Genomic DNA, 23,168 nt, shown 5'->3' with positions numbered 1-23,168 from the left:
GTGGGATGAAGAGACGGCAGGCGGCCGTCGTCTGGGAGAGATCAGTACTCGCTGGGCAGTAGCAGCGTGGTCACGCTGCGATCCCATTCGGTGATAATCCAAAGCTGCAGGCCGGGTGCGACCTGGTAGGAAGAGAAAAGGCGGTCCTCGCCGGACTCCAGCGCGGCATCGTTCTGCCGCTTGTCGTAGTCGTCGAGGTCGCCCCAGTCGCCATTGAGGTGGCGGTGCAGATACGGCACCGGGTTGAGCCGGCCCTGCTGGACCAGGGCGTCAACGCCACAGGTCACGACGGTCTCGCCAGGGAAGAAGCGCCGGCTCGATGCTTGGCCGATGGGAAGTGCTTGGGCTGCCATGGAAAGGCTCCTTGAAGATGAAGGGGCCACGGCGCCCCCTCGGGGCGACTGGACCCCGGTGGGTGGAGGAAGCCGACGGTGACCGTCAGCGGTAGAGAAGCGATCAGCGGATGGTCAACACCTCGCCCCGCGTGGCGGAGCCGGGCGTCATGTCCCACGCGCGGATGACGGGCACGAACTTGTCGGTGAGGATGCGGGTCTCGGCGATGGAGCCGTCTTCGCGTTCGGTGAATTCCCGCTGGAGCGTCTTGTCCTTGTGGGTGTCACCTTTGACGACGAGCACGCGCCCGGTCTTGGAGCGCACAACCCCCGAGATCGCGCCCGCGGCCAGAGCCAGGGCGAGATGCCAGTGGGACAAGGCACGCGCCGGTGGACGCAGCGACTGCTGCGCGGCCCCCAGGTGCGTGTCCTGCGACGGCCAGAGGCCTTGCAGCCGGCCGACTTCATCGGCGAACTGCTCTGGCTCCATCGTCACGCGGAAGAAATGCTCCGGCTCGGCCGGACTGGCGGGGACGATGTACGGCAGGAACGGCCATTCGCTCGGCAGTTCCTCGGCTTCGACTTCACCAAGCCCGATCTGCAGCAGCAGATTGCGCACGGCCTTGAGACCATCGGGTGCCAGCTCGCGCTGGCGCACCCTGCGGCCGAAGATCACCACCTGCTTGAACTGCGTTTCCACCGCTCGGTAGATGCGTAGGTCCGTGTAGTGGCGTGTCAGCCAGCCGACCAGCTCGGCGTCGAGCACGTAGCCAGGGACGATGAAGACCAGCACGCCGCCATACTGCAATAGCGAGAGGCTGCGCTGATAGAAGAGCTTCTCGAAGCGGGCACGGCCCTGGCCCTGATAGCCGATGTTGCCGTTGACGTCCTTGGACAGATCGCCATACGGTGGGTTGAGCCAGAGCAGCCCGAACGACTGCTTTGAGATCATCGTGTCCATCAGGTCCGCGTGCAGGCAATGATCGACCAGGCCGCGGGCATGGCGTGCCCGCTCCGCGTCGAACTCGACGGCGAACGCCTTGGCTTGCTCGCGCCCGAGAGCATGAGCGGCTTCGGCGATCGCCACGCCTTCGCCGGCGCAGGGATCGAGGATGCACATCGGGCCATCGCTGGGCATCAGTGCGTTGAGGGCTCTTTCGAGCGTGGGTTCGTCGGTCGGGTAGTACCCGTTCTTGGAGAAATTGCGGGCGAGCCGCGGGAACATGAGGGCCATGGAAGTCTCCTGGTTGGCGGGGATGAAGTGCGAAAGCACGCCTTGGCGTGCTCTCGCGGGCGGGTCAAGCCGCTACCGCTTCCGGCGTCCAAATCTTGGCCGGATACGGATAGGCGGTGAGCACGTCACTGCGGATCAGGGAGCCCAGCGCCAGGGTCAGCGCCGGCACGTCGATGGCGAGCCGATGGCCTTCCAGCGACCCGAGGGCGAACGGAAGACGGGCCAGCATCTCGCGGGTCTGTAGCAGCTCCAGCACGGTTTCGCGCCAGTGGTCGAGCAGCGGCAGTGGGCAGGTGTCCCGCACCAGCATCCACAGGCGGTCAAGCCGGTGGGCGCTGCCCTTGGGCAGCAATGCCAGTGCGCTGGCGTTGGCCTTGTCGGGCTTGACGCAGCGGCGGTCGAACAGCCACACGTTGGACAGCGAACCGAACAGCGTTCGCCGGTAGGCGCGGGTCATGCGCTTTTCCAGACGATCGACGTTGCTGACGAACACCGGGACGCTGCCGCCCTGGTCGGTGATGACGTGGAACTGGTCCAGGCCCTGTTCGTCGCGCCCGAGGGTCAGACGAGCGAGGAACTGCTGGACGGCGGTGTCGCGCGCCCAGATCGACAGGAAGATCAGATTGCCCTGGTCATCGCCGACGCAAGCATCGGCCATCACGTCGGAGCATTCGTCGATGCGATACAGCGTGGTGGAAGAAGTGTTTTCGGGCATGGTGGTGTCCTCGGATGAACGGGAACAGCACCGCCCGCTGGGGCAAGTACTGCCCCAGGGGGTGGAAGAAAGCCGCTCAGTCCGGCTCGAACTGCCGGGTGTGCGGGTTGAAGTGAAGCGCCTCATCTACCGAAGTGATTGGCGTGAAGCCCTCCAGGTAGATGTTGTTGAGGTACTGGTCGCGGTGGGTCAGTGCCTGCCGTGCCTGTGCCTCGGTGAGGCCGTTGCTGATGAAGTACTCCAGCATTTCCTCGTCGGAAGAAACTTCGTCGTTGGACAAACTCCCTTCAACGAGCTTCAACAGCGAGGGCGGAAGCGCAGCCAGGATCGGGTCCATGTCGGTTCCTCCTGGCTCAGGCCATCAGCGCTGCGGTGGGTGCCGCAGGTGCCGTGGGTGTGCGCCGCCGCGCGTGGTAGGCGCGAACGCCTGCACGCCAGTCGGCGGACTGCTCTGGTGCGAGGTCCAGATAGGACAGCGGGCACGTGTAGTAGTACGGGTGCATGGACTCGTCCAGTGGCTTGTAGCCCCACTGGTCGCCGCTGCGTTCGAGAAGATCGCAGCGGATGTAGCGCAGGGATTGGCCTGGCGCCAGATGACGATGCACGCCTTCGACCTTGGCCGTCACTTCCGTGACGGACCACAGGACGTTGCCGCGCAGCGCGTGGGCGATGACCTTGACGCTGGCGCGCTCGGTCTCTTGCGGTGCGATCAGTTCCGCGATCAGTTCAGACCGCGATTGGGGGGAGAAATACCAGCCCATGAAAGGCCTCCTGAAGAATCGAGCCGGAGGCCTCCCCGTGGGGGAGAGCCCCCAGCGGGTGATGGAATGCCGCGCGTGCGGCGATGGAGTCCGGTGCGGACTAGGAGCCGCAACCGGCTGGGCAGTAGCCCAGTTCGATGCCATGGGAGCAGTAGCCGTTCGCAGCGTTCCACTCCTGCGTTTCCTGCCGTTCGGCAGGGGTTGCGTAGTCCCATTCCTGGGTCGCGATTTCCAGGGCCTGAGCCCGCTGGGTTTCCGGCAACCGACTGGCTTGCGCGTCGATCTCCGAACTGAAAAGCGTGACCCAGTGATCCCAGGACAGGCCGCAACCACGCTGGGCGTGCTCGGCGGCCGTCTTGCAGACAGCGCGCCACGCGGGTTCGTCCAGCGTGCAATGAGGTGCATCGCAAGCGATGGTGGACATGATGGAGACCTCCAGAAGAAAGTCGGAGCCTCCCCCGCATGGGGAAGGAACCCCGGCGGATGGATCAAGAACACCGCGGATGCGGCGTCTGCGATCACGCAGGTTGCAGTTCGGCCTGGCGGCTCCACTCCTGCGTCTTGAAGTCCAGCGCGTAGCCCAGTTCACCCAGGCGGGCGATCTGCGCGCGCAGGGTGCGGCGGTCGATGGTCGAATCCAGTTTCACGGACTCTCCCAGCGGCCAGAGCAGCCCGAACAGCGCGGCGTCGCCATCTTCGGTGCTGCCGGGGGCAGCAGCCGCAGCGGGCGGCGGGGCATCCACACCAAAAGGCGTGGTATCGATCAGCGGGTCCGCGGACGCCTGCACGGATGCGGGCTTGGCGGGTCTGGATGCCTTGGCGGGCTTGGCCGGCGTTGACGCAGGCTGCGCGCCCAGTTCTTCATCGAGCGGATCGACTTCCTGGGTGGTGAAGCTGCGTGCCTCGTCACGGCTCAGTTTGTCGATGCCGTTGAGCGTCATCCCGTCCAGGTTGGCACGGATCTCGAACCGCATGCCGTCGCCGACGGGATAGGACTTCGGGAAGATGTAGCGGATGACGAACTCCCCGTCGTACTTGCCTTCGGGGTACTGCTCCAGCTCCGCATCCTTCACCGCGAACTTGCCGATGGGGGTGACAAGTCGGCCGACGTTGAAAGGGCCGTTTCTTCCGCGGATCGTGCGCAGCGTGAGTTGGCCTGGGACGGTGATGGGCGAACCCGATTGGTCGGGCGCCGATGTGACTGCCATGATGGTTCTCCTTGGGGAATAGGAAAAAGGCAAGGCCCCGTGAGGGGCCATGCCGGATCAGAACGAAGCAGCCAATGCCGGCTCCTGCTCCTCGACTTCACCTGCGGGCTCGCGCACGGCGGGCTCGACAGGCTGGTCGGCAGCGGTGTCGGCGGCAACCTCGGCTTCGGGCGCGGGTGCGTCCTCGGCTTGCGGCGCCTCGGCTTGCGCCTGGCTCGTCGGATAGACCTGGGTGCCGTCGATCTTGATGAGACCGATGTGGACCAGCGTCGATTCCAGGCTCGCTCCCGGTTCCCCGGCGCGCTCGCCCTTGGTGCGGATGTACGGATCGATCTTCATGTCGTTCAGACGGAAGGCGATCAGCACCTTGCGGTCCCCTTCGATGGCCTGCACGCACCGGCGAACCAGGTGCTCGGCTTCAGGGGTGGCGACGATGGTGTCGAAGTACCGATATTCCGGTTCACCGACAGGTCCGGCCAGCGCCGCGACGCAGCACGACAGGAACGGATCGCCATCCTTGGGGGAGACGTCCTTCGGGCGGCTGAGGTAGCCGATGCCGCGGGTGATCAGCTCGTGCAGCTTGATCGAAGCCAGTTCGGCCCGGTCAAGCGGCTCGGCCTTCAGCAGTCGCGCCTTCAGAGACGCGGCGGCCTGGCCCTTGTGCTCACCCTTGTCGCGGATGTACGCATCGCCCCAGAGGTCGCCGAGGCGGAAGCGCACCAGCGGCCGCTGCTTGGGATCGTCAACGCCGATGTAGCGCTCGACCAGTTTCTTGGCCTCGGCACCCGAGACCTTGACGTCGAAGTAGCGGTAGCTGGGGTCCTTGGCGGAGCCGACCAGCGCGGCGATGGTGCATGCCAGGAAGGGCTGCGCACGGCGGCCGCCCCGGACGGGAACCTCGCGGACACGCTGGATGTAGCCGATGCCCGAGGTGTGGAGGTCGAAATACGATTTCTCGTTGGACGTGGTGCTCATGGTGAATCTCCATTGGGATGAAGCGGAGACACACCGGCCCCACGCATGCGGGGAAAGGTGCGTAACCCCGCGGTGGGTTGATAAGGCGAAAGCATCCGCCACCAGGACTGGTGGCCGCTCGCGGATGGATGCGGTGCGAGCTGGCTCGGTCACGCAGTGGAAACTGCGCGGCAACCTCGAAGACCGATGGTTGCCTGGCATGTCGCTGACAACGTCAGCAGGCATGGGGGCAGCATGGACGGGCTTCGCGCGCGCGGCAGTAATCAATCGGCATCCGGACGCTTCCCTTTGTCCATGCCGCCAGCGCCGCAAAAAAAGAAGCCCCCATGAAGGGGGCCGTGAGGGGACAGTGGTATTCGCACTACATCGATGGCACCACCTCCAGCGACAGGTGCGTCGTGGTGGCGGATAGCATCAGATCGTCCATGCCGCGCAGGATGCGGGCGAAGACGCCTTCCTTCGGATCGAAGAACTCGCCGAAGTCGTCGCCACCCAGCTCGGCACGCGCCAGTTCCCACCAGCCGTCAAACGGGTCGGTATCCGGGTTGCAGCCGACGGCATAGGCCAGCAGCTTCACGCGGCCATCGGGACGGCGCTCTCCCTGCTCGGCGAGGAAGTACACGCCCTGGTCCTTGGCGAGGACGACGCGGCATTGGTTGGCAACGGCCTCGGCCAGCACGGGGCGCAGGTCGGAACCTTTGAATCGCAGTGACATGGTTGATCTCCTGAAGAAAAAGGCCCTCCACCCGAATGGATGGAAGGCCTATGGGGGCAAGTCGCCGGTAGGCTGCGGTCAGCCGTAGCGCCGCTTGGTTGCCTTGGCGTCGATGACGCTCACGTCGATCAGACGCCAGTGCCCGTCGTCGATAAGCCGCTCCAGCACTTCACCGAGCATGTCGAAATACACCTCGTCGTGCCGATCGACCAGTTCGCCGTCGCGGCTCAGTTCCACCGCGTAGGTGTCGCCGCCGCGGTCGTAGAGGATCGTCACCTGGCCCTCGAACTTCGAGGTCGAAACCGAGAAGCTGATCGCCGGGGGTGTCTCGATGATCTTGGACGGCTTCGGATCGACCCAGGTGAAGTCGCGGGCACCCGCATCGACCAGCATGTGGGTGATGCGCCGGAACCCATCGGGAGCCGGCATTTCCTCCAACTGCTGGATGAGCTGTCCCAGTTCCATGCACTGCGGCTCGGGGATGGGCAGCTTGGCAGGCGCGGAGCCGAGGATGTGCCTGGTGATGGTGTAGGGAACACCGTCCGCGGTCTTCTCGGTGATTACTTCCGGGGTGTCCGCGCGCAGGCCGTCGAAGCGGCGGCGGGCATACGGTTGGACATGCACCTTGGCGCCTTCGCTGGGAAGGGTGGTCACCAGGTGGGGGTCGAGCACCGCGAACTCGCTGGGCTTGAGCTTGACGACGATGGCGTCGTCGCTGGCCGCGACCACCTTGCCGTCGAAGGGCTGGGGGTCGATGGCGAAGCCCAGCGTCGAGGACTGCGGCTGATCATCGAACACGCGATACTTGAACGACCGCACGTTGCGGGGCACATGGCCTGCGACAAGCGAAGGCATCATGGATTTGATGAGGGAACGGTCCATGGGAATCTCCTTGAGGAAGAACAAGGGATTCCCCGCCCGCAAGGGAGAGGTCCCTTGTGGGTGGATGGACGCGGTGCGTCCGTAGGAAGAAACAACCAGCGCGGTTTCCCGTGCTTGCAGCCTCGAAGGTCTCGGCTGCCTGGGCATGTGTCGGCAACGCCGACGAACATGGGGGCAAGGATGGCCCTGGGCCGGGCTACCCGCCCGCATGAAACGGCACTGCGCCGCACCCGGTTTCCCGCGCTGGGGACAAGAAAAAGGCCCCTCGAAAGGGGCTGGTTGGATCAGGCTTGGTACACGAAGTAGTGTTCGCGCTGACGCGGGAAGAACACATGCTTCCACGTGTCGCCGCCGGTGTTGCCACCGTCGAAGACGACCATCTCGTAGTCGTCAATGTCGGTGTCCACCAAGTCGGCGCCGGCGATATGGCGCATGTGCAGCGTGCCGTGCGTGCGCTCGAATACCAGGATCTGGCCGATGGCGTCGTCCTGGCTCATGGCGTTGACGCAGGCTCCGAGCTGGTGCTCGAAGTCCGGTGCGCGCGAAATGAGGTTGGGGAACATGAGGTTGCTCCTATGAAAATGGACCAGCCCGACTCTTGGGGGAGACGGGCTGGCATGAGGGGACAAAGAGGAAGACCCGCGTGTCGCGCGGCTGCTAGCCCTCGGCCAGCGGCAGGCCCAGCAACGCGGGTGCGTCTGCATCGAGGATGAGGATGCGCACATCGGCCTGGCCAGCCAGTTCAAGGATGTTCGCCAGGTCGTCCGGCATGCCCTTGTTCCGGTGCTCCTGTCGAAGCTGCTCGGCGGTGATGCCCTCGGCGTGCTCCAGGTTCTGGTCCGTCCAGGGCGTGGAAATCAGCTTGACGCCGATCGCCGGGCTGTACGGCACACGGAAGGCGATGAACAACATGGCCTCCGGCGTGGCGATGTCCGCCAGGCCGGCGAGGTAGTGCCAGCTATCGACCGTGATGTGCTCACGGCTGATTTCCCAGCACCGGCTGTAGTAGCCGGTCTCGAAACTCAGGCGCTGCATCGCTTCCCGCGCGGCCTCGGCCGAATAGGCGTCACCGACGTGGACTGGGCGGCCGTCGAAGTCCTCGCCATGGATGGCATAGACCACGGCACCGATCACACCTTCGCCGCTGACGCCTTCACCGGCATCGCATTCGGCCAGTACCTCGGCGTTCACGGCTTCGCGGCCATCGCTGACCACGGCGAAATCGTTGGCGACGATGCAGGACGATGAAACCAGTTCCTCGTCGGAGAGGTGTTGCTGGCTCGCGTGGATGTTGCGCCAGACATGCGGGCTTCCGTCCTCGTAGCTGATGCACAGCGTGCGGACGATTTTCAGATTCCAGTAGCCACGGTGAAAGGGATTGGGTTTCTGGGACATTGGGAACTCTCCAGATTGAATAATGGAGCCAATTCCCGCCACCGGGAATTGGACCCGGTGGGTTGAAAATGGAAAATGCGTCAGGCGGCGCTGATCGTTGGCATCTGGGCCAGTCGGTCGGCGACGCGACGGCGCACATTCAGGCGGAACTGCTCGTCGTTGATGCCTGCGAGCAGGTTGGCGGCCTCCAGCGCGATCAATGCCGAGGCCTCTTCGATGTCGGCGGACAGGATCGTCTTGCGCAGTTGGTCGCCGAGTTGGAGCGCCTGCGAGGACGTTCTGAAGACCTGGACCTCGCGGCTCAGGTAGCAGCCGTTGCCGCCGAACTCGAACAGCCTCGGCCTGCTGCAATGCCAGCAGCCTTCGAACTGGATGGCGGTCAGGCGATGGCCGTCATCGAAGCAGGAAGCGATCAGAAGCAAGGCTTCCAGGTCGGCGCTGTCCTCGAACTTGTGGTGCTCGATCAGGTTCTCCAGCTCCGCGTCCTGCTCGGCACCGAAGTGCGCGGCCAGCCGTTCGAGCAGAGGTGGAATCGACAACTCTTCGTCGTCGGGCATGGGGATGCCGAGTTGTGCGGCCAGGTCTTCCAGGCCGTCCAGCACATCCGTCCAGCGCGGATCATTGGTCTCGGCGATCTGGGCGATGTAGGCCTGCCCGTTGCCGGGATGGCCTTCGTTCAGCGCGAAGGCGCCGAACAGCGCCTTGATGACGGGGGTGACACGCTCCAGCACGAGAACGCCCGTGCCTTCGTAGTAGTTGTTCGCCATGGTGGCTCCTTTCGAGAAAGCGGAGCCAGCCCATGCGGACGATGGCATCCGCAGGGTGATGGAGAAGAAATTGAGGGACATGGCCTTTTGGGCGCATGTCCCTCTCGGGGGGAACGAAAGACAGTGGTGTGCCGGAGACCGGCTCACCAACCGTTGTAGTTCACGAGCAGGTCGGCGATGACCTTGCGGCGTTGCAGGTCGAGACCGTCGAAGTCCGACAGCCCGTGGAAGTGGCAGCGCTTGAGCATGGCACCGCCCTCACGCGCGTTGTAGAAGCTGACCATGGCAGACAGGAACATGCGTTCGCCGCTGCTCAGGACGCCGAGGGCGTCGTTGAGCCGCAGCATGTTGGGACGCAGATCCCACTTGCTCTTGGCCTGGTTCAGACCTTCACGGGTGCCGTCACCGAACCATTCGGGGCCAGCGATCTCGACACCGCGCTTCCAGGCCTCGAAGAAGGCTTGGGGCGCGGCAGCGAAATGCTGTTCTTCCCGCATGATCTGATCGACAACTTCCCGGGGCAGTAGCTGGTTCATGACGTGATTCCTCCAGTTGGATCAGGGAATGGCGAGCTGGGACCAGCCGCCTCTTTCGAGGGCACGTTGAGCCGCGGCATAGCTGCGGAAGTACTCGCGGGATTCCCGCGAAACAGGGCCTTCGGTATCGCGCGTGCCGATGTAGTGACCGGCGGCGCTTTGCAGGACTTCGAGCGGCAGGAACTTGCCGCAGTAGGTCGAGGCTAATTCGCCAAAAGAGGCTTGCTGGGACATGGACGGGCTCCTTGGAAAAGCGGGGCCTTGTCCCTCACGGGATGGCAGCTCCCGCACGCGGTGGATAAAAAGCATCGACGTCACGGGGACGCGCGTCCGCAGACCTGATGCGATGCGGACTGGTGGGCAACGCGGGAGAGACCCGCGGCAGCCTGGAACCCTGGCTGCTGGCATGTGCTGACCGGAATCAGCGAACATGCGGGCAGCTTCGTGCGCGGGCCGTGCCGCGTCAGTTGGAAAACGGCATCCGGTCCAGCCCCGATTGCTGGGCTCGGAGAAAGAAAAAGCCCTGCACGAGTGCAGGGCTGTCAGGAGGGTGCGGTGGCGCTGGGTCAGTCGGGCTTGTCGCCCAGGACATGCTGCTTCCACAGGTCAAATGCCTGCTCGGGCGAAAGCTCGGCGAGGATGACGATGGGCTGGGCCTGCCTGGCGCGCAGCGAAGCGAAGTACGCCTTGCGGTCGGCGATGGCCTTGAGCTTGATGCCTTTGATGAACAGCAGTTTGCCGTCCTTGATGAACAGCACCTTGTTGCCGATGTCGCGGTTGAACGCGGCTCGCACCTTGCGTTCTGCGTGCATGGCATCGGCCAGTTCATCGACCAGGAAGTCGAGCGTCATGTCGATGTAGTGAGGGTCTTCACCCTCCTGGCCGAGGTCGAGCGGCGCAGGCGGCAGTCCCTTGGCGAAGGTTTCGGCCTGAGCCAGCAGCGCCGCCTTGCCATTGAGCGCGCGCAGGAACGTCGAGCCGCCGTGGCCGTCGTTGCGGGCCTCGGCGATGGGAGTACCGTCGAACACGACGGTTGCGTTGAAGCACAGTGTTTCCTCGCTGGCGAAGTCGGCCACCTTGAGGTTCTTCAGCGTAATGCGGTCTTGCTTGGTGATGTTGTCCATGGGGAAGTCCTGAGATCGACCGGGTGGCGACATGCTCCTGACGGGACGTGGCGGCCATCCCGTGGGTTGGAGAAATGAGGCATCGATGCCCAGTGGGCAGCGTTCGCCGGTGAGATGCCGAGGCGAACTGGCGGGTGGCGTGGGTGAAACCCGCGGCAGCCTTGACACCCTGGCTACGGGCTGTTGCCGAACCATCGGCAATGCAAGAGGGAGAATGGAGTGGCCCGCAGGCTGCGTCGCCGATCAATCCGAAGCGGTCGAGCCCGTCTTGTGCAGGTACTGCACCAGGCGCTGGCCCAGCCACGCCATGCACGGGACGGCCATGGAGTTGCCGATCGCCTTGTAGCGCGGAGCATCTGCAGCGGGCTTGCCGCGGTACGGGATCAGCGTGTAGTCGTCGGGCATGCCTTGCAGCCGCTCGCACTCCACGGGCATCAGCCGCCGCACGCGCCAATGCGACCAGTCGCCGGGGCCGGGGTCGTTCCAGTCGTAGCGGAAATGCGCCTCGAAGTCGGGGGTCAGCACATGGGGCTTGTCCGCGCCCCCGCCGCTGGTGCGCAGGGCGGCCGATACGTTGCCGCCCAACTCGGCGGCAAGACCCTGCTCCCGGCCGCGCAGGGACACGCAGGCCACCATCGGCACCCCGTAGCCCGGCTTGCCGTTGGACAGGACGGTGCAAGCGACCTGGCCATGACCTGACTCGAAGCGCACTTCACCGCGATTGTTCTGCGCGAAGGCAATCGCGGGCACGACACCCGCGTTCGCATGGCTGTTGCGGTGGCCGCCAGCGCGCAGCGTCGGCGTCAGGTCGAGCGTGGCATCGGCGCCGCTGCCCTGAGCGGTGAAGGCGATGATCGGAACTCCCTTGCCGGTGCCATCCTCGCTGCTGCCCTTGCCGTTGTTGGCGGTGTCGAGGGTGTGGGCGATGCTGCCAGCGACCGACTGCACCATGAACGTCTCGGTGCGAATGTCGTGCTTAGGGCCAGCGGCTATGAGGCATGCCGCCACATCGACGGGGCCAATGCCGCCGCTGAATCCGAACGTCGTCGTGACCTTGCCGTAGAACTGCTTCAGTCCTGCGAATCCTGCGAGGCCTGCGCCTGCTGATTCAGTACCCGGTCCAGCAGCGCTGGCAACTTCTTGCCACGGCGCGCGGCCCGCACAAGAATCCCCGAGCAGGCCTGCGCGCTCAAAAAGTACTTCTGCGGGATCGAGGTCATCTCCACCACTTGCCACAAGAAACACGCGCTTGCGGCGTTGGGCGACGCCGAAATATTGAGCGTCGAGCACGCGCCAGGCGATGCGGCGGCGGGGTCCAGACACACAACCAGCGTGCGCCCATTTTTCCCCTGGCGGCTGGAGCGCACGGCTTTCTCCGGCCAATGCGCCCAGGAAATGCCCGAAGGCATTGCTGCGGTCGTTGAGGACGCCTGGGACGTTTTCCCAGACGAGCGTTGCCGCCGGGCGGCGGTCTTGATGGCGGGTTTGGTCGATGGCATTTGCAAGCTCCACATAGGCAAGGGAAAGGGCTCCGCGCGGGTCATCCAGCCCGCGGCGGCTACCTGCAACGCTGAACGACTGGCACGGCGTGCCGCCGACCAGGATGTCGGGCGCCGGCACGGTGCCGGCACGCACCTGGCGGGCGATCGCGGTCATGCCGCCCAAATTGGGCACGCGGGGGTAACGGTGGGCGAGCACGGCGCTCGGGAACGGCTCGATCTCGGCAAACCATGCGGCTTCGAGGCCGAGGGGTTGCCAGGCGAGGCTCACGGCCTCGATGCCGCTGCACACGCTGCCGTACAGCAGTGGCGCGGGCTGGGGCGCACCGCGTGGGGTGCGAGGTTGCGGGTTCATGGCGTGTCTCCTGTTCGTGTGGCCCTGGACCGTTTGGCCGGGCCGGGACGTTGATCGGCAGGAGAAAGGCGCCGAAGGCCCAGCGGCCTTCGGCTCGGGAGGACAGAACCACCCGTGGGCTGATTGGCAGGCCCGGTCGTCGCTAGAACCGTCTGCTGTCAGCAATCGCACCCGGCGCATGTCGTGGTTGGCGCCGGTATCTTCTGGCGCACATCCGCGCACAAAAGGAGCCCAGTTTTTCGCCGTTGGGCACGGCATCGAATACCGCTGACCGTGAAGGGTCTCCGGGTGGCTCGCAGCCTGGCAAGCCATCGGGGGACCCTTCGCAGGGGCGGAAAAATGCAGATCAACAGAAGGCGCCGGGAAACCCCGAGCATGGTTCGCGGAGAAGCTACCTTCAGGTCCCGCAGCCGGGTACGGCTGGGCGGGACGCGCACACGGACAAGAGAAGGCGTTGCGCGCTGGGCATCCCGCAGGGCGTGCGGGACATTGGCCACGCCGCCGATGGCGGGCACGGCTCTCGGGAAACGGGGTCGGTCAAGAGCCTTTGCGGCCGCTACTGCGCGGGCGCGAGGCACCGCGCTTGGACGCGCCGGTTTCGACCGGCAGCGTGCCTTTGCAGTCGGGGTAGCGACTGCACGACCAGAAGGGGCCGGTCTTGCCGGTGCGTTGGCGCGTCGGTGCGCCGCACTGCGGACAAGCAGGCCCCTGGGGAACCTTGATGGACAGCGAGGTGCTGCCGTACTGCGCGATCAGTTGCGAAATCCATGCGGCCTGCTTGCCGATGAACACGTCCAGGGTGAGTTGTCCGGCCTCGATCATGTCGAGCGCCTGTTCCCACACGGCGGTGGTTCCGGGGTCGGCAATCGCCGCGGGTACGGCATCGATTAAGGTGAACGCCGCATCCGATGCGCGAATGGAGCGCCCCTTCTTCACGATGTAGCCGCGGGTGATCAGCCCGCTGATGATGTTGGCCCGTGTCGCCTCGGTGCCGATGCCGACCGTATCCTTGAGCTTCTGCTTCAGGCGCGGGTCTGTCACCAGCTTGGCGACCCCCTTCATGGATTTGACCAGTTCGCCTTGCGTGTAGGGCTTGGGCGGCATCGTCTTGAGCGCCTTGATCTCGGCCTCGGCCACCTGGCACGCCATGCCCTGGCGCAGCGCGGGGAGTACCTGGCTGCGCGCGGTGGTTTCCCTGTCCTCGTCCGCTTGCGGCTCGGCCAGCACCAGGCGCCAACCCTGGGCGGCCACCTGCTTTCCGGTGGCCACCAGCTTCTGCTGGCCGCAGGACAGCTCGGCGATCGTGCGGTCGAACTCGTGGTGAGGGAGGAACTGCGCCAGGTAGTGCGCGCGGATCAGCCGGTACACCGCCAGTTCCTTCTCGCTCATGGCCGAGAGGTTCGCGGGTTCCAAGGTGGGAATGATGCCGTGGTGCGCCGTCACTTTGCCGTCGTTCCAGGCGCGCGAGCGCTGGGAGCGGTCGAGCTGGTCCATGATCGGGCGCAGCGAAGGATCGGTCTTGAGCAGACTGTCGAGAACCGTGGGCACCTCGGCGAACATGCTTTCGGGCAGGTAACCGGAATCCGAACGCGGGTACGTCGTGGCCTTGTGGGTCTCGTACAGGGCCTGGGCGATCTCCAGCGTCTCTTGAACATCCAGCCCAAGCTGCTTGGAACAAACCTCCTGGAGCGTTCCCAGGTCGAACAGCAGCGGCGGGCCTTCGCGCACGCGCTCGGTTTCGACCGACACCACCTGGGCAGCACCTGCGGCGCGGATCTGCTGCGCGGCCTGCTGGGCGATGGGCTGGTGCAAGCAGCGGCCGGCGTCGTCGGTGCAGCCATCGGGCGGAACCCACTGCGCGCTGAAAGCCTGACCGCCCGCGGACAGGGACACGTCGATGGCCCAGAACGGCACCGACTTGAAGGCCGCGATCTCGCGGTCGCGGTCCACGACGAGCTTGAGCGTCGGCGTCTGGACGCGCCCGACCGAGAGCACGCCGTCATAGCCCGCCTGCCGCCCGAGCACGGTGAACAACCGGCTGAGGTTCATGCCCACCAGCCAGTCGGCGCGTGAGCGCGCCAGCGCCGAGTAGTACATCGGCAGCGTGTCGGACGATGGCCGCAGCTTGCCGAGCGCGGTGCGGATGGACGCATCGTTGAGCGCGGACAGCCACAGGCGTTCAATGGAACCGCGGTAGCCGCACAGGTCGATGATCTCGCGGGCGATCAGCTCGCCCTCGCGGTCGGCATCGGTGGCGATGACCAGATGGGTCGCCTTTGCCAGAAGCGCCTTGACGACCTTGAATTGCGTGGCAGTCTTCGGTTTGACCTCGACCCGCCATTGCTGGGGAATGATGGGCAACTGCTCCAGCGACCAGCGCTTGAGGGCCGCGTCATAGACCTCGGGGGTTGCCGCTTCCACGAGATGGCCGATGCACCAGGTGACGGTGACGCCGGAGCCGCTGAGACAGCCTTCACCGCGCTGCGTCGCGCCGAGAATCCGGCCTATGTCCTTGCCCTGGGAGGGCTTCTCGCACAAAAACAGCCGCATGTCCGTCCATCCGAATTCCGTGGTTCATGGAGTTGCTGGAATCGAGGATGCCGAGCGCCACCAGGGGCAGCAGCAAACAAGCCGCATGCGGTGGCGACCACTTTCACGGGGTGGGATGGCTGGGAGGGGAGTAGCGTGCGGCCGGGGGTACGTGGGCCGGGAGTCGCGATTTTCGGGGGCGCGTGGAAGTTGGTGGACGTTGATGGAGCTATCCCCTGGGGATAGCTCGCGAGGGCATGGGGCGACGGACAACCGCCGCCGCCCCATGTCGGGTCACTTCCTGCGCTTCGGCTCCTTCGGCGCGGTCGGTTCCTGGGCGGGCTGGGGTTTCGGCTGCACGTCCTGTGCGGTCTCCTGCTGCCTGGGGCTGAGGGTCACGGACTCGATGCGGAACGGCAGGATGCCGACGCTGCGCGCGTTGATCTGCCAGGTCTCGCGCGGCTGATCCTCGTTGTCCGTCCAGGGTTCGCGCTCCATGCGGCCGACGACCAGCACGCGCATGCCTTTCTGGTACAGGTCCTTCCAGTGCGCGGCGTCGCGGTGCCAGATTTCCACCGGCGCCCAGAAACCGCCGCGGTCCTCGAAGTCGCCGCCCTTGGTGGGGACGGGGTTGTCGAAATAAACGTTCAGCCGCAATAAGCGCCGCGGCTCGTCGTTGCCGTTGGGGAATTCGCGGTACTCCGGTGGCGAGCCGATGTTGCCCTCGCCAGAAAAATGCGTGCTCATGGTGTGATCTCCGTGGTGGTTGAAATACCCGCACCTGGTCGGCGTCGGGCGCGTGCTGGGATACCTGGCGCAATCACCGATCGCGCATGGCGGCGGGAATGGACTTGAGCCGGCGCAGGTAGGCGCCTTCCGCCTCGGCCGCCTTGCTGGCGCACTCCTGCGCCTGCCTGCCCAAGGTGTGCAACAGGCTGATCTGCATGTTCAGCGTGATGCGCTGAAGCTCGATCGCGTGCAGGTCTGCCAGCAGGTTGACCGGCGTGCTGGTGCTGGCCATCAGCTCCTGCCACAGGGCCACGCCCATGGCCGACCTGTCGTGCTTGCGCCAGCGCAAAAACGCCGTGCCTGCGCCAGTGGTCTGCAGGGCCAGTTCGATGGGCAGCAGGTGGAAGGGATGCCCGGCGGCCTGTGGCAGCACCTGTCGCTGCGCCAAGCCAATCAACTCGTCGCGCATGGCGAAGCACTGGCTGGCCCAGGCCTCCAAGTCCCCTTTACCTTTAAAGGGCTTTAAAAGGCCTTTTAGAGAGGCGGCGTGTTCCAGCCGCATGAAGGCGGTCTGTTGCAGCGGACGGAAGTAGCGGGTGTCGCAGTTCGGGTCGCTCATGCCTGCGCGTCCTCGCCCGCAGTGGTCTCGGGTGCCTCGGTGGTGGTGGCCTCGTCGGTGGGGGCATCGGCTGCGGCAGGAGCCTCACCGCGCTGCTGCAGGCCACGGCGCACGATGGGCGGCGCGAACTTCGAGCGGCGCGTGCCTTCCAGCACGTCCTGCGGCAGCTCGCCGAACTTCTCCAGCGCCGCGCGTGCTGCTGCGTTCTTCTCCGCGAAGTCGTCGCGGGTGCAGCCCGAATAGCGGTACTGCTGGGCCAACGAGAACAGGCTGCGCAGTGCATGCGCGCCTTCGTTGAGCCAGCGTTCGAGCGTCGAGCGATCGATCAGCGCGGTGTGGTGCGCGAGGATCAGCTTGCGGGCGATATCGTCGTAGTCGGCGAGCAGGTACACGGCGGCAAAGCCGAGCTGCGCATTGACGAACAGCGGCAGCTTGACCGGCTGGACGTTGAGATTTTCGCCCAGGGTGAGTGCCGGCGGCACGCTCGCCAGGGCCTGGTCCACCTGTTCGCGCAGCGATTGCAGCGTGGCCTTGGTCTGGTCGAGCTTGTCCTCGATGCGGAGCATCCAGAAGTCGCTGTACGGGTCGTCCTGCTCCGAGCCGCGCCGCATCTTGTTCATCTGGGCGATGTAGCCGTTCAGGCCGACGATGCCCGGTCGCCCTTCGGCGGCGGCGCGGCCGTGCCAGATGCGCGAGGCGTGGTGCGTGTGCAGCGTCAGCGACATCGCGCTGCGCAAGGAGCCGAGATTCAGTTGCAGGGGTTCGTTGGTGGTTGCCATGGTGTCCGCTCGTTGTTGGAAAAGAGCGGACAGCTTCGGCAGGTAGCGGAAGGCAGTCAGTCAACAAACCGAAACCCGCCCGTCCCCGGTTCACGGCGCGGTGGGTGCATGCGTCGCGAGCTATCCCCTGGGGATAGCGCCATGGAGCGCCAAGGAACGCTGCACACCCGGATCAGCGCGAACAAGGCCGATCCCGCTGCAGGCGATCGAGGCCTGGCGTGCAGCGGTTCGACGTGTAGCCGTCAGTGGAACTATCCCCAGGGGATAGCTCTACTGGAAGCCACCGGCATCCACTTCACCACCTTGCAGGCCCGCTCACTTGCTGGCGAGCAGGTTGCGCAGCCGCTCGATGTGCTGCCTGGCGACTTCTGGCGGCACAGGCTTGCCCTGCGGCTGGGATGGTGGCGGTGCTGGTGGTAGCGGCCGCTCGTTCGGCGCAACGGGCGCCGATGGCGCGTCCTTCTTGGCCCAGGCGTTGAACTCGCCATGGATGGCCCGCTGGATGATGCCGAACAGATACCCTGCAGGATTGCGGATGCCATGGTTGCTGCATCGTGCAGCCCATTCGTCCAGCACGGCCTGCCTCAGCGCAGCATCGACCTGCTGTAGTGCCACCCTCGCACCTGTCTGCTGCTCTGCCTTCAGTTCCGCGAAGCGTTTGGGCCATTGCAGGTCGCCCAGCGCGCGCGCATGCGCTTGTGCCTGCGCGGTAGTACGTACTTCATTAATACGACTACTACGTACTGTACGGGCCTGCTTCGGATTCCGAAGAGAGGCCTCTGGCGCGGGTTTCGACCCTGCTTCGTATTCCGAAGTGGGATCGTCAGGACTCCGAAGAAGGCTCGTCGCCCCTTCTTCGGATTCGTGCGTGGCGTCCTCCTGTGGATAACTTTCGTGCGCCCCGACGCCCTGGCTGGCGAGGCGTTCGGCCAGGACTTGCAGCCTCGATGGCAGGGTGCGCCCGGCCAGCATCGGGTCTTCGCCGATTTCCTTGAGGGTGTGCAGGCCTACGATCTGCACGGCTTTGGCCGAATGGCCGAGAGCCTGGCTGACGAGTTGCAGGTAGTCCGGGTCGAGCTGCATCGCTTCAAAGGGGGTCAGCGGCTCGTCGTGCAGGACATAGAGGTTGCCGAGGATGCGGCCGGTCTTGGCGTCGCGCCGTCGCCGCACCAGGCTCAGCCATCGAGTCAGCCGCAGCAGCGTCAGTGCTCGCGCCACGGTTTCGTGCGAGGCTTGCCCGGCGCAGGGCATCGACGCCAGCCAGGGCCGAAGCTGTTCATACGTCGGGAACGCCGTCACGCCATCGTCGTTGAGCATCAGCCGGAAGACCTGCCAGGCATTGCGCTCCAGCGGCGTCAGGCGGCGGTCGAGGAACAGCCGTCGCGGTACGGTCTCGTGCCGGTTGCCGCTGAACAGGAAGGCATCGCCAGACGCCGGACCAGTGGGCATCGCGACAGGTGTAGGTGTGGGCGGGGGCGCGTCGGCGTTGGGCTTGGGCACAAGGTCTTTCAGCGCAGCGTCGAACAGGTCTGCGAGTGCGATGGGGCCACGACGTGGTGCGGTGTCGTCCACGGCCATGGTTAACCCAATCCTTGATCGACCCAGCTCTTGATCGAAGCCCAGACCACCGACAGAGGCAGCGACATGCCTTCGGCGAGGTCCATGGCGGCATCGAGGATGGAGGTTTCGTCTTCGAGATCGACGTTCCTGCTGCTGGTCACGGCCTTCCATTGCCGCCACAGCTCCGTGTCCTGCTTCTCGTCCAGCACGGGATGGCGACCCTTGCGCTTGGGCAGGCCGAGGATTTCGCGGCGAAGCGCCACTTCCTGGTGGGTCAGGCCGTAGAAGCGGCTGACCATTTCGGTGCTCGCGCCGAGGCGCAGCATGCGATCGACCGTGGCGATCTCCTTCTCCACATCCTGCGCCTGCCTGAGCAGACGCCGGAGCACTTCGCGGTTGACCGTCACCGAGCACCACGAGACGTTGGCGTTGGCCAGCACGCTGATCAGCGCGGGATGCTTGAGGGCGTCCAGCTCTTCCTCGCCAAACCCCATCAGCTTGCAGCGGCGCAGTTGCCCATTGCGCAGGTCATAGAGGGCCTGGGCGATGACGGCCTGGTTGAGTGGGTGTGGTGCGGACATGCTGGTCTCCCTCGGTCACGTTCCAGGGTCCGCAGCGCCGGCGTCCAGGTCGAGCAGACGGCGGGCCAGCCGCAGCAGCCGGAACAGCTTGACCAGTGCGGTGTCGCTCAGTCGCCGGGTTGCGTCGCCTTGTCCGTGCAGCAACGCCGACAGGTCGATGACGAATTGCCTGTTATCCAAGCCGACGTCGGCGGGCTGCTGACCGGCCATGCATGCCAGCAGCGCCAGGACGGCACGGCCCAGCGGCTCCAGGTCTTGGGCGTGGGCACGGCAGGCGAAACCGATGCCGTCTGGACGGTCATCGATGCACTCGTCCAGGCGAGCCTCGCCCGCGATCTCGCGGGCGAACTGCGCGACGTGGATGCGCAGGCGCTCGGGCGTGTCCAGGCTCGCGTCGATGTGCCAGACGTCGGAAATCGGGTAGAGACCGCCTGCTTGGACGGGAATGGACTGCAAGACGTTGGCCGAGAAATCGGGCAGCGCATCCCCCAGCTCGTCGGCGACCATCCGCTGAATGGATTGCAGCCGCTCCGTCGTCGGTGCAGGCGAAACGATGTGCCCCTGCAGCCGATCACCAGGAGCAGCCATGGGGCTTCCTGCGGGTGAGCCGTCCGACCCTGAGCCGCCCTCGCGCTCGCGCGACCCAGGTGTGGTTGCCGGCGTCGGGGCCGATGGGGCCGGCGCCGCGGGCGGGCGTGCCATGGTGTCAGGCTCAGGCAGCGTGGGGGGTGCCGTTGGTGGGGTCGGATCGCTGACCAGGGCGCGATGGCGGCTTTCGGATTCGGTGAGGTCGAGCGCCAGTACGTCGTAGTCGATGCCGAGCAGTTCGGACATTTGGCCGATCAGCTCGTCCTGCACGCGCTGGGGGGCGAACTCGTCGGCCTGCGTGTCGAACTGCGACAGCACCTCCTGAAAGAAGTCATCGAAGTCCTGTACCAGTAGTGTGCGGCCTTTGGCGTAGCGCTCCCACGCGAGCATGCAGGCCTTGCGCATGACCGACAGGCGTTCGACCTGGTGGCGGCCGAGCCCGCCATAGAGCACGGTCGGGATCGCCGGCAGGAGGTAGCGCACCGCGTCGTTCATCCGGCTGATGTGCGACTGCTGGACCGGGAAACCATCGGCGGCGAGGCGGCGTGCCAGTTCGGACTGGCTCAGGGCGGCGCCGCTTTCCTGCTCGTAGAACTCGCGCGCCTTCTCGACGCCGAGGGCGCGCTCGATGAACGTCAGGCCTCCACGCAATTCGTTCTCGGCCAGGTGGCCGGTCAGCATGACGACTTCGCCGCGGCTGGGCCACGGCCGGAACAGGCACGATATGCGAAAGAACCGCTCGTCCTTGGTCTCCGACCACAGTTCGCGCAGGATCGCCAGGCGCGTGTTGCCGCCGTTGCGAATGATGTAGTGGTCCTCGCCCGGGCGCCGGGTGATCGCCGGGGCTGCGTCCAGGCCGCGCTCGCGGATGGACGCCTTGATGTCCTCGTAGGCCGGGTTGCGCTTCTTCCTGGGATCGTGGTCGTAGGGGCGCAACTGGTCCAGGGTCACGACCATGGGCGTGTCGGCGATCGGGTCGCTCAAGGCCGAGGTGGACGGGCCGCTGCGCTCGAACCCGGCCGCGAGCAGCTTGCCGGCCATCTGCTGGGAGGTCATTTCAGCCATGGCGGCCTCCCTGCACTGGGGACCGGGCCTCGCGCTCGGCGCGGCGGATCTGCGCGCGGGCGTTGAGGGCGGCCCGGTGGTCACTGGCCGTCGAACTGGTGTAGATCGCGGCGCAGCCGGCCTTGGTGAATTTGAGGTGGCCGCCCGGCGTGCGCTTGACGTGCCAGCCCTCGCCGACGGCGAATTCGATCAGGGCGCGCAGCCGCTTATGGCCTCGGGCCAGTTCATGTGCGCTCGCCATGGGGCCTCCCGGTATCCAGAGGAAATGGCGGGCGGCCGGACACCGTGGCAAATCGGTGCTGCCATTGCGGGAACAGTTCGCCGGCGAGGCCGCGGATGGTGTCGAGCGCGGCGGGGGCGACTCTGCCCGGTGGCTGGCGGTATTCGACCCGATGCACTGGCAGGCCGCGCGTCGCGGCGCGCGGATAGGCTTCGATGGCCGGCACGTCGGTGGTCAGCACGCGGATGCCGGCGTGGTCCTGGAACAGGTCGCGCAAGGCCTGTTGGATCAGCCGGGCGTTCGCCGACACCGGGTGGACCCTGTTGATGAGCAGATGCAGCGGCGGCGGCTCAATGCCCAGGTGCCGGTACGGAGCGATGTCCTCCAGCAACTGCATGGTGCCGCGCCGCAGTTCGCGGGCGGCGAGGATTTCCGGGGTCACGGGTGACAGCGCGAGATCGGAAGCGAGCACCGCCATCTCCAGCGTCACCGAACGCGCGCCCTGGGTGTCGATCAGCACCAGGTCGTAGAGAGGAGCCAGCATGGGCAGCAGGTGCCGCAGCCGCAGGCGCCCATCCGGCGCGTGCAGCAACAAGGTGCTCAGCTCGCCCCGGTGGTCGTTGGACAGCACCAGGTCCAGACCCGTAATGATCGTGCGGGACACGAGCTGGCCGAGGTCGCGCTCGTTGAAGGCCAGCAGCTCATAGATGCCACCAGGCGCACGGTGTCCCAGTTCGTAGTAGGACGACAAGGTGGGCTGCACGTCGAGATCGAGCAGCAGCACGCGCAGCCCCGCGTCGGCGACGAGCCCGCCCAGGTTCGCGGCAGTGGTGGTCTTGCCGACGCCACCTTTCGTTGAAATGATGGATACAACCTGCATGGCGTTCTCCGTGTGAGGATGGAAGGTCCGCGGGAGAATGGGTCAGGCCCGGTTGTTGACGCGCTCGGCGATCCACTGATCGATTTCGATGGAATCCCAGCCGACGGCGCGCACACCCAGGCGCAGCGCCTTGGGGAACTTGCCCGCGCGCATCAGGTTGTAGAGGTGGGCGCGCTTGAAGCCGGACTTCGATTCGACTTCTTCCAAGCGCAGGATGCGGCGCTCGTTGGGCGGCAGAACAGGTGTTTGCGACATGGTGGTCACTCCTGAACGCTCAGTGGCGTTTGTTGGCGTGACCTCTATTCAATAGACATGGCTACGGAAAGACATTGCAAATGCAATCTCCGCGACTGCACATACAAGCTGGCAATCCTCAGAGGGTGGCGCTATGCAGCCGGCGTCTGGCCGTGGCGAACTTGCCGTTCAACGTCCGCTCGGCGATCCCCATGACGCCGTGGTGATGGGCGACCAATGCGCTTACGACAGCCTCTTGCGTTTTGAAGCTGGAGTACGGTGTGCCCGAGGGCGATTGGCCGAGCATCAGCTCCAATATGCCGCCGATGATGTTCAGGTAGGTGGCTTCGGCCCGATCACTGATTGGGTACTGCGCGCAGGCCGGGATGATTTTGGACTGTTTGAGCAGTGCGTCGTGCTTGTCTTGCAGCTCGCGGAGTTGGCGCTTGGACTGCTCCAGGGCAGATTTGAGGGCCAAGCGCTCGACCAGCATGGCCTGCCCGGTTTCCAGAGAGATGGAGGGATGGGCGATGCGCTCGCTGCGCGAGAAGAGAAAGCCGGGGCGCTGTTCGGGGTAGTGCTGGCGCATCCAACGCTTCAGATCGACGTGACGGACAGTGAGATCAGGGGAGTCGATCAGCGCGGTGTCGTGCGTCGTGATGCCGTTCCTCCCGAAAGGAAGTTCCGCATTGAGGATGCCATCGTAGATGCGTTCGGTATACAGCCTCAGCTCACCCCAACGTGGGCAATCCAACGACTGTGGCAGGTTCCTTGACGACGAGACCGAAGTGAGGATGACATGCTCAAACCGCAGAAGCCCAGCCCACCGGAGGGAGGCTTCGATCGGACGATAGAACACCTTCGATGCTGGTGCATTGTGGTTCAT

General features: G+C 65.5%; 28 protein-coding genes. All 28 read right to left on the bottom strand.

Going from position 1 to position 23,168, the window contains the following annotated elements:
• Positions 1-41: 41 nt before the first annotated feature.
• Positions 42-353, bottom strand: a complete 312-nt coding sequence (locus LG388_RS20765) for a hypothetical protein (RefSeq protein ID WP_003821089.1) — start codon at positions 351-353, stop codon at positions 42-44.
• 103 nt (positions 354-456) lie between these two features.
• Positions 457-1,590 carry a DUF6094 domain-containing protein gene (locus LG388_RS20760; protein WP_255632234.1) on the bottom strand — a complete coding sequence of 378 codons (1,134 nt, stop codon included), beginning with the start codon at positions 1,588-1,590 and terminating at the stop codon, positions 457-459.
• A 40-nt stretch (positions 1,591-1,630) separates the two neighbouring features.
• Positions 1,631-2,281, bottom strand: a complete 651-nt coding sequence (locus LG388_RS20755) for a hypothetical protein (RefSeq protein ID WP_003821087.1) — start codon at positions 2,279-2,281, stop codon at positions 1,631-1,633.
• Positions 2,282-2,357: 76 nt separating this feature from the next.
• Entirely contained in the window at positions 2,358-2,618 is a 261-nt protein-coding gene (locus LG388_RS20750; RefSeq protein WP_003821086.1) for a hypothetical protein, read from the bottom strand.
• A 16-nt stretch (positions 2,619-2,634) separates the two neighbouring features.
• Entirely contained in the window at positions 2,635-3,042 is a 408-nt protein-coding gene (locus LG388_RS20745) for a hypothetical protein (protein ID WP_003821084.1), read from the bottom strand.
• Positions 3,043-3,142: 100 nt separating this feature from the next.
• Complete coding sequence (locus LG388_RS20740) at positions 3,143-3,466, bottom strand: hypothetical protein (RefSeq protein ID WP_003821078.1); 324 nt, start codon at positions 3,464-3,466, stop codon at positions 3,143-3,145.
• A 94-nt stretch (positions 3,467-3,560) separates the two neighbouring features.
• Positions 3,561-4,250, bottom strand: coding sequence for a DUF3275 family protein (locus LG388_RS20735; protein ID WP_003821074.1), 690 nt, complete (start codon positions 4,248-4,250; stop codon positions 3,561-3,563).
• 57 nt (positions 4,251-4,307) lie between these two features.
• Positions 4,308-5,225 (bottom strand): DUF3577 domain-containing protein, encoded by a 918-nt coding sequence (locus LG388_RS20730; protein ID WP_031692692.1) that lies wholly within the window; start codon positions 5,223-5,225, stop codon positions 4,308-4,310.
• Positions 5,226-5,586: 361 nt separating this feature from the next.
• Positions 5,587-5,940, bottom strand: coding sequence for a DUF3085 domain-containing protein (locus LG388_RS20725; RefSeq protein WP_003821070.1), 354 nt, complete (start codon positions 5,938-5,940; stop codon positions 5,587-5,589).
• Between the two features lie 78 nt (positions 5,941-6,018).
• Positions 6,019-6,822 (bottom strand): hypothetical protein, encoded by an 804-nt coding sequence (locus tag LG388_RS20720; RefSeq protein ID WP_003821069.1) that lies wholly within the window; start codon positions 6,820-6,822, stop codon positions 6,019-6,021.
• Positions 6,823-7,106: 284 nt separating this feature from the next.
• Positions 7,107-7,385, bottom strand: coding sequence for a hypothetical protein (locus tag LG388_RS20715; protein WP_003821068.1), 279 nt, complete (start codon positions 7,383-7,385; stop codon positions 7,107-7,109).
• A gap of 94 nt (positions 7,386-7,479) precedes the next feature.
• Positions 7,480-8,217, bottom strand: coding sequence for a hypothetical protein (locus tag LG388_RS20710; RefSeq protein ID WP_003821067.1), 738 nt, complete (start codon positions 8,215-8,217; stop codon positions 7,480-7,482).
• A gap of 80 nt (positions 8,218-8,297) precedes the next feature.
• Positions 8,298-8,984, bottom strand: coding sequence for a hypothetical protein (locus LG388_RS20705; RefSeq protein WP_003821066.1), 687 nt, complete (start codon positions 8,982-8,984; stop codon positions 8,298-8,300).
• A gap of 143 nt (positions 8,985-9,127) precedes the next feature.
• Positions 9,128-9,520, bottom strand: coding sequence for a hypothetical protein (locus LG388_RS20700; RefSeq protein ID WP_003821065.1), 393 nt, complete (start codon positions 9,518-9,520; stop codon positions 9,128-9,130).
• A 21-nt stretch (positions 9,521-9,541) separates the two neighbouring features.
• Positions 9,542-9,754: a hypothetical protein gene (locus tag LG388_RS20695; protein WP_017640405.1), complete on the bottom strand. Its 213-nt coding sequence runs from the start codon at positions 9,752-9,754 to the stop codon at positions 9,542-9,544.
• 332 nt (positions 9,755-10,086) lie between these two features.
• Positions 10,087-10,644, bottom strand: coding sequence for a hypothetical protein (locus LG388_RS20690; RefSeq protein WP_225784552.1), 558 nt, complete (start codon positions 10,642-10,644; stop codon positions 10,087-10,089).
• A gap of 243 nt (positions 10,645-10,887) precedes the next feature.
• On the bottom strand, positions 10,888-12,498 hold the full coding sequence (locus LG388_RS20685) for a DNA cytosine methyltransferase (protein WP_225784551.1): 1,611 nt from the start codon (positions 12,496-12,498) through the stop codon (positions 10,888-10,890).
• Between the two features lie 537 nt (positions 12,499-13,035).
• A complete protein-coding gene (locus LG388_RS20680) occupies positions 13,036-15,048 on the bottom strand; it encodes a DNA topoisomerase III (RefSeq protein ID WP_058130698.1) in 2,013 nt (670 codons plus the stop codon).
• Positions 15,049-15,321: 273 nt separating this feature from the next.
• Positions 15,322-15,774, bottom strand: a complete 453-nt coding sequence (locus LG388_RS20675) for a single-stranded DNA-binding protein (RefSeq protein WP_017640401.1) — start codon at positions 15,772-15,774, stop codon at positions 15,322-15,324.
• Positions 15,775-15,847: 73 nt separating this feature from the next.
• Positions 15,848-16,375, bottom strand: a complete 528-nt coding sequence (locus tag LG388_RS20670; protein ID WP_026083766.1) for a DUF3158 family protein — start codon at positions 16,373-16,375, stop codon at positions 15,848-15,850.
• Entirely contained in the window at positions 16,372-17,154 is a 783-nt protein-coding gene (locus tag LG388_RS20665) for a PFL_4669 family integrating conjugative element protein (protein WP_017640399.1), read from the bottom strand. The genes LG388_RS20670 and LG388_RS20665 overlap by 4 nt, the downstream gene beginning before the upstream one ends.
• Positions 17,155-17,469: 315 nt before the next feature.
• Complete coding sequence (locus LG388_RS20660; protein ID WP_225784550.1) at positions 17,470-18,732, bottom strand: STY4528 family pathogenicity island replication protein; 1,263 nt, start codon at positions 18,730-18,732, stop codon at positions 17,470-17,472.
• Positions 18,733-18,734: 2 nt separating this feature from the next.
• Positions 18,735-19,295, bottom strand: coding sequence for a DUF2857 domain-containing protein (locus LG388_RS20655; RefSeq protein ID WP_003821054.1), 561 nt, complete (start codon positions 19,293-19,295; stop codon positions 18,735-18,737).
• 15 nt (positions 19,296-19,310) lie between these two features.
• Complete coding sequence (locus LG388_RS20650) at positions 19,311-20,948, bottom strand: ParB family protein (RefSeq protein ID WP_033470938.1); 1,638 nt, start codon at positions 20,946-20,948, stop codon at positions 19,311-19,313.
• Positions 20,941-21,189 (bottom strand): hypothetical protein, encoded by a 249-nt coding sequence (locus LG388_RS20645; RefSeq protein WP_003821044.1) that lies wholly within the window; start codon positions 21,187-21,189, stop codon positions 20,941-20,943. Before LG388_RS20645 ends, LG388_RS20650 begins: the two co-directional genes overlap by 8 nt.
• Positions 21,173-22,048, bottom strand: coding sequence for a ParA family protein (locus tag LG388_RS20640; RefSeq protein ID WP_003821043.1), 876 nt, complete (start codon positions 22,046-22,048; stop codon positions 21,173-21,175). Before LG388_RS20640 ends, LG388_RS20645 begins: the two co-directional genes overlap by 17 nt.
• Positions 22,049-22,090: 42 nt before the next feature.
• Positions 22,091-22,303, bottom strand: a complete 213-nt coding sequence (locus LG388_RS20635) for an AlpA family transcriptional regulator (protein ID WP_003821041.1) — start codon at positions 22,301-22,303, stop codon at positions 22,091-22,093.
• Between the two features lie 118 nt (positions 22,304-22,421).
• Positions 22,422-23,168: a hypothetical protein gene (locus tag LG388_RS20630; RefSeq protein ID WP_003821040.1), complete on the bottom strand. Its 747-nt coding sequence runs from the start codon at positions 23,166-23,168 to the stop codon at positions 22,422-22,424.

The sequence above is a fragment of the Xenophilus sp. Marseille-Q4582 genome, from assembly GCF_916700565.1.
In the GTDB taxonomy this organism is placed as follows: Bacteria; Pseudomonadota; Gammaproteobacteria; order Burkholderiales; family Burkholderiaceae_C; genus Xenophilus.
Note: the sequence above shows the minus strand (reverse complement) of the source record. Positions and strands in the feature narration are given on the sequence as shown.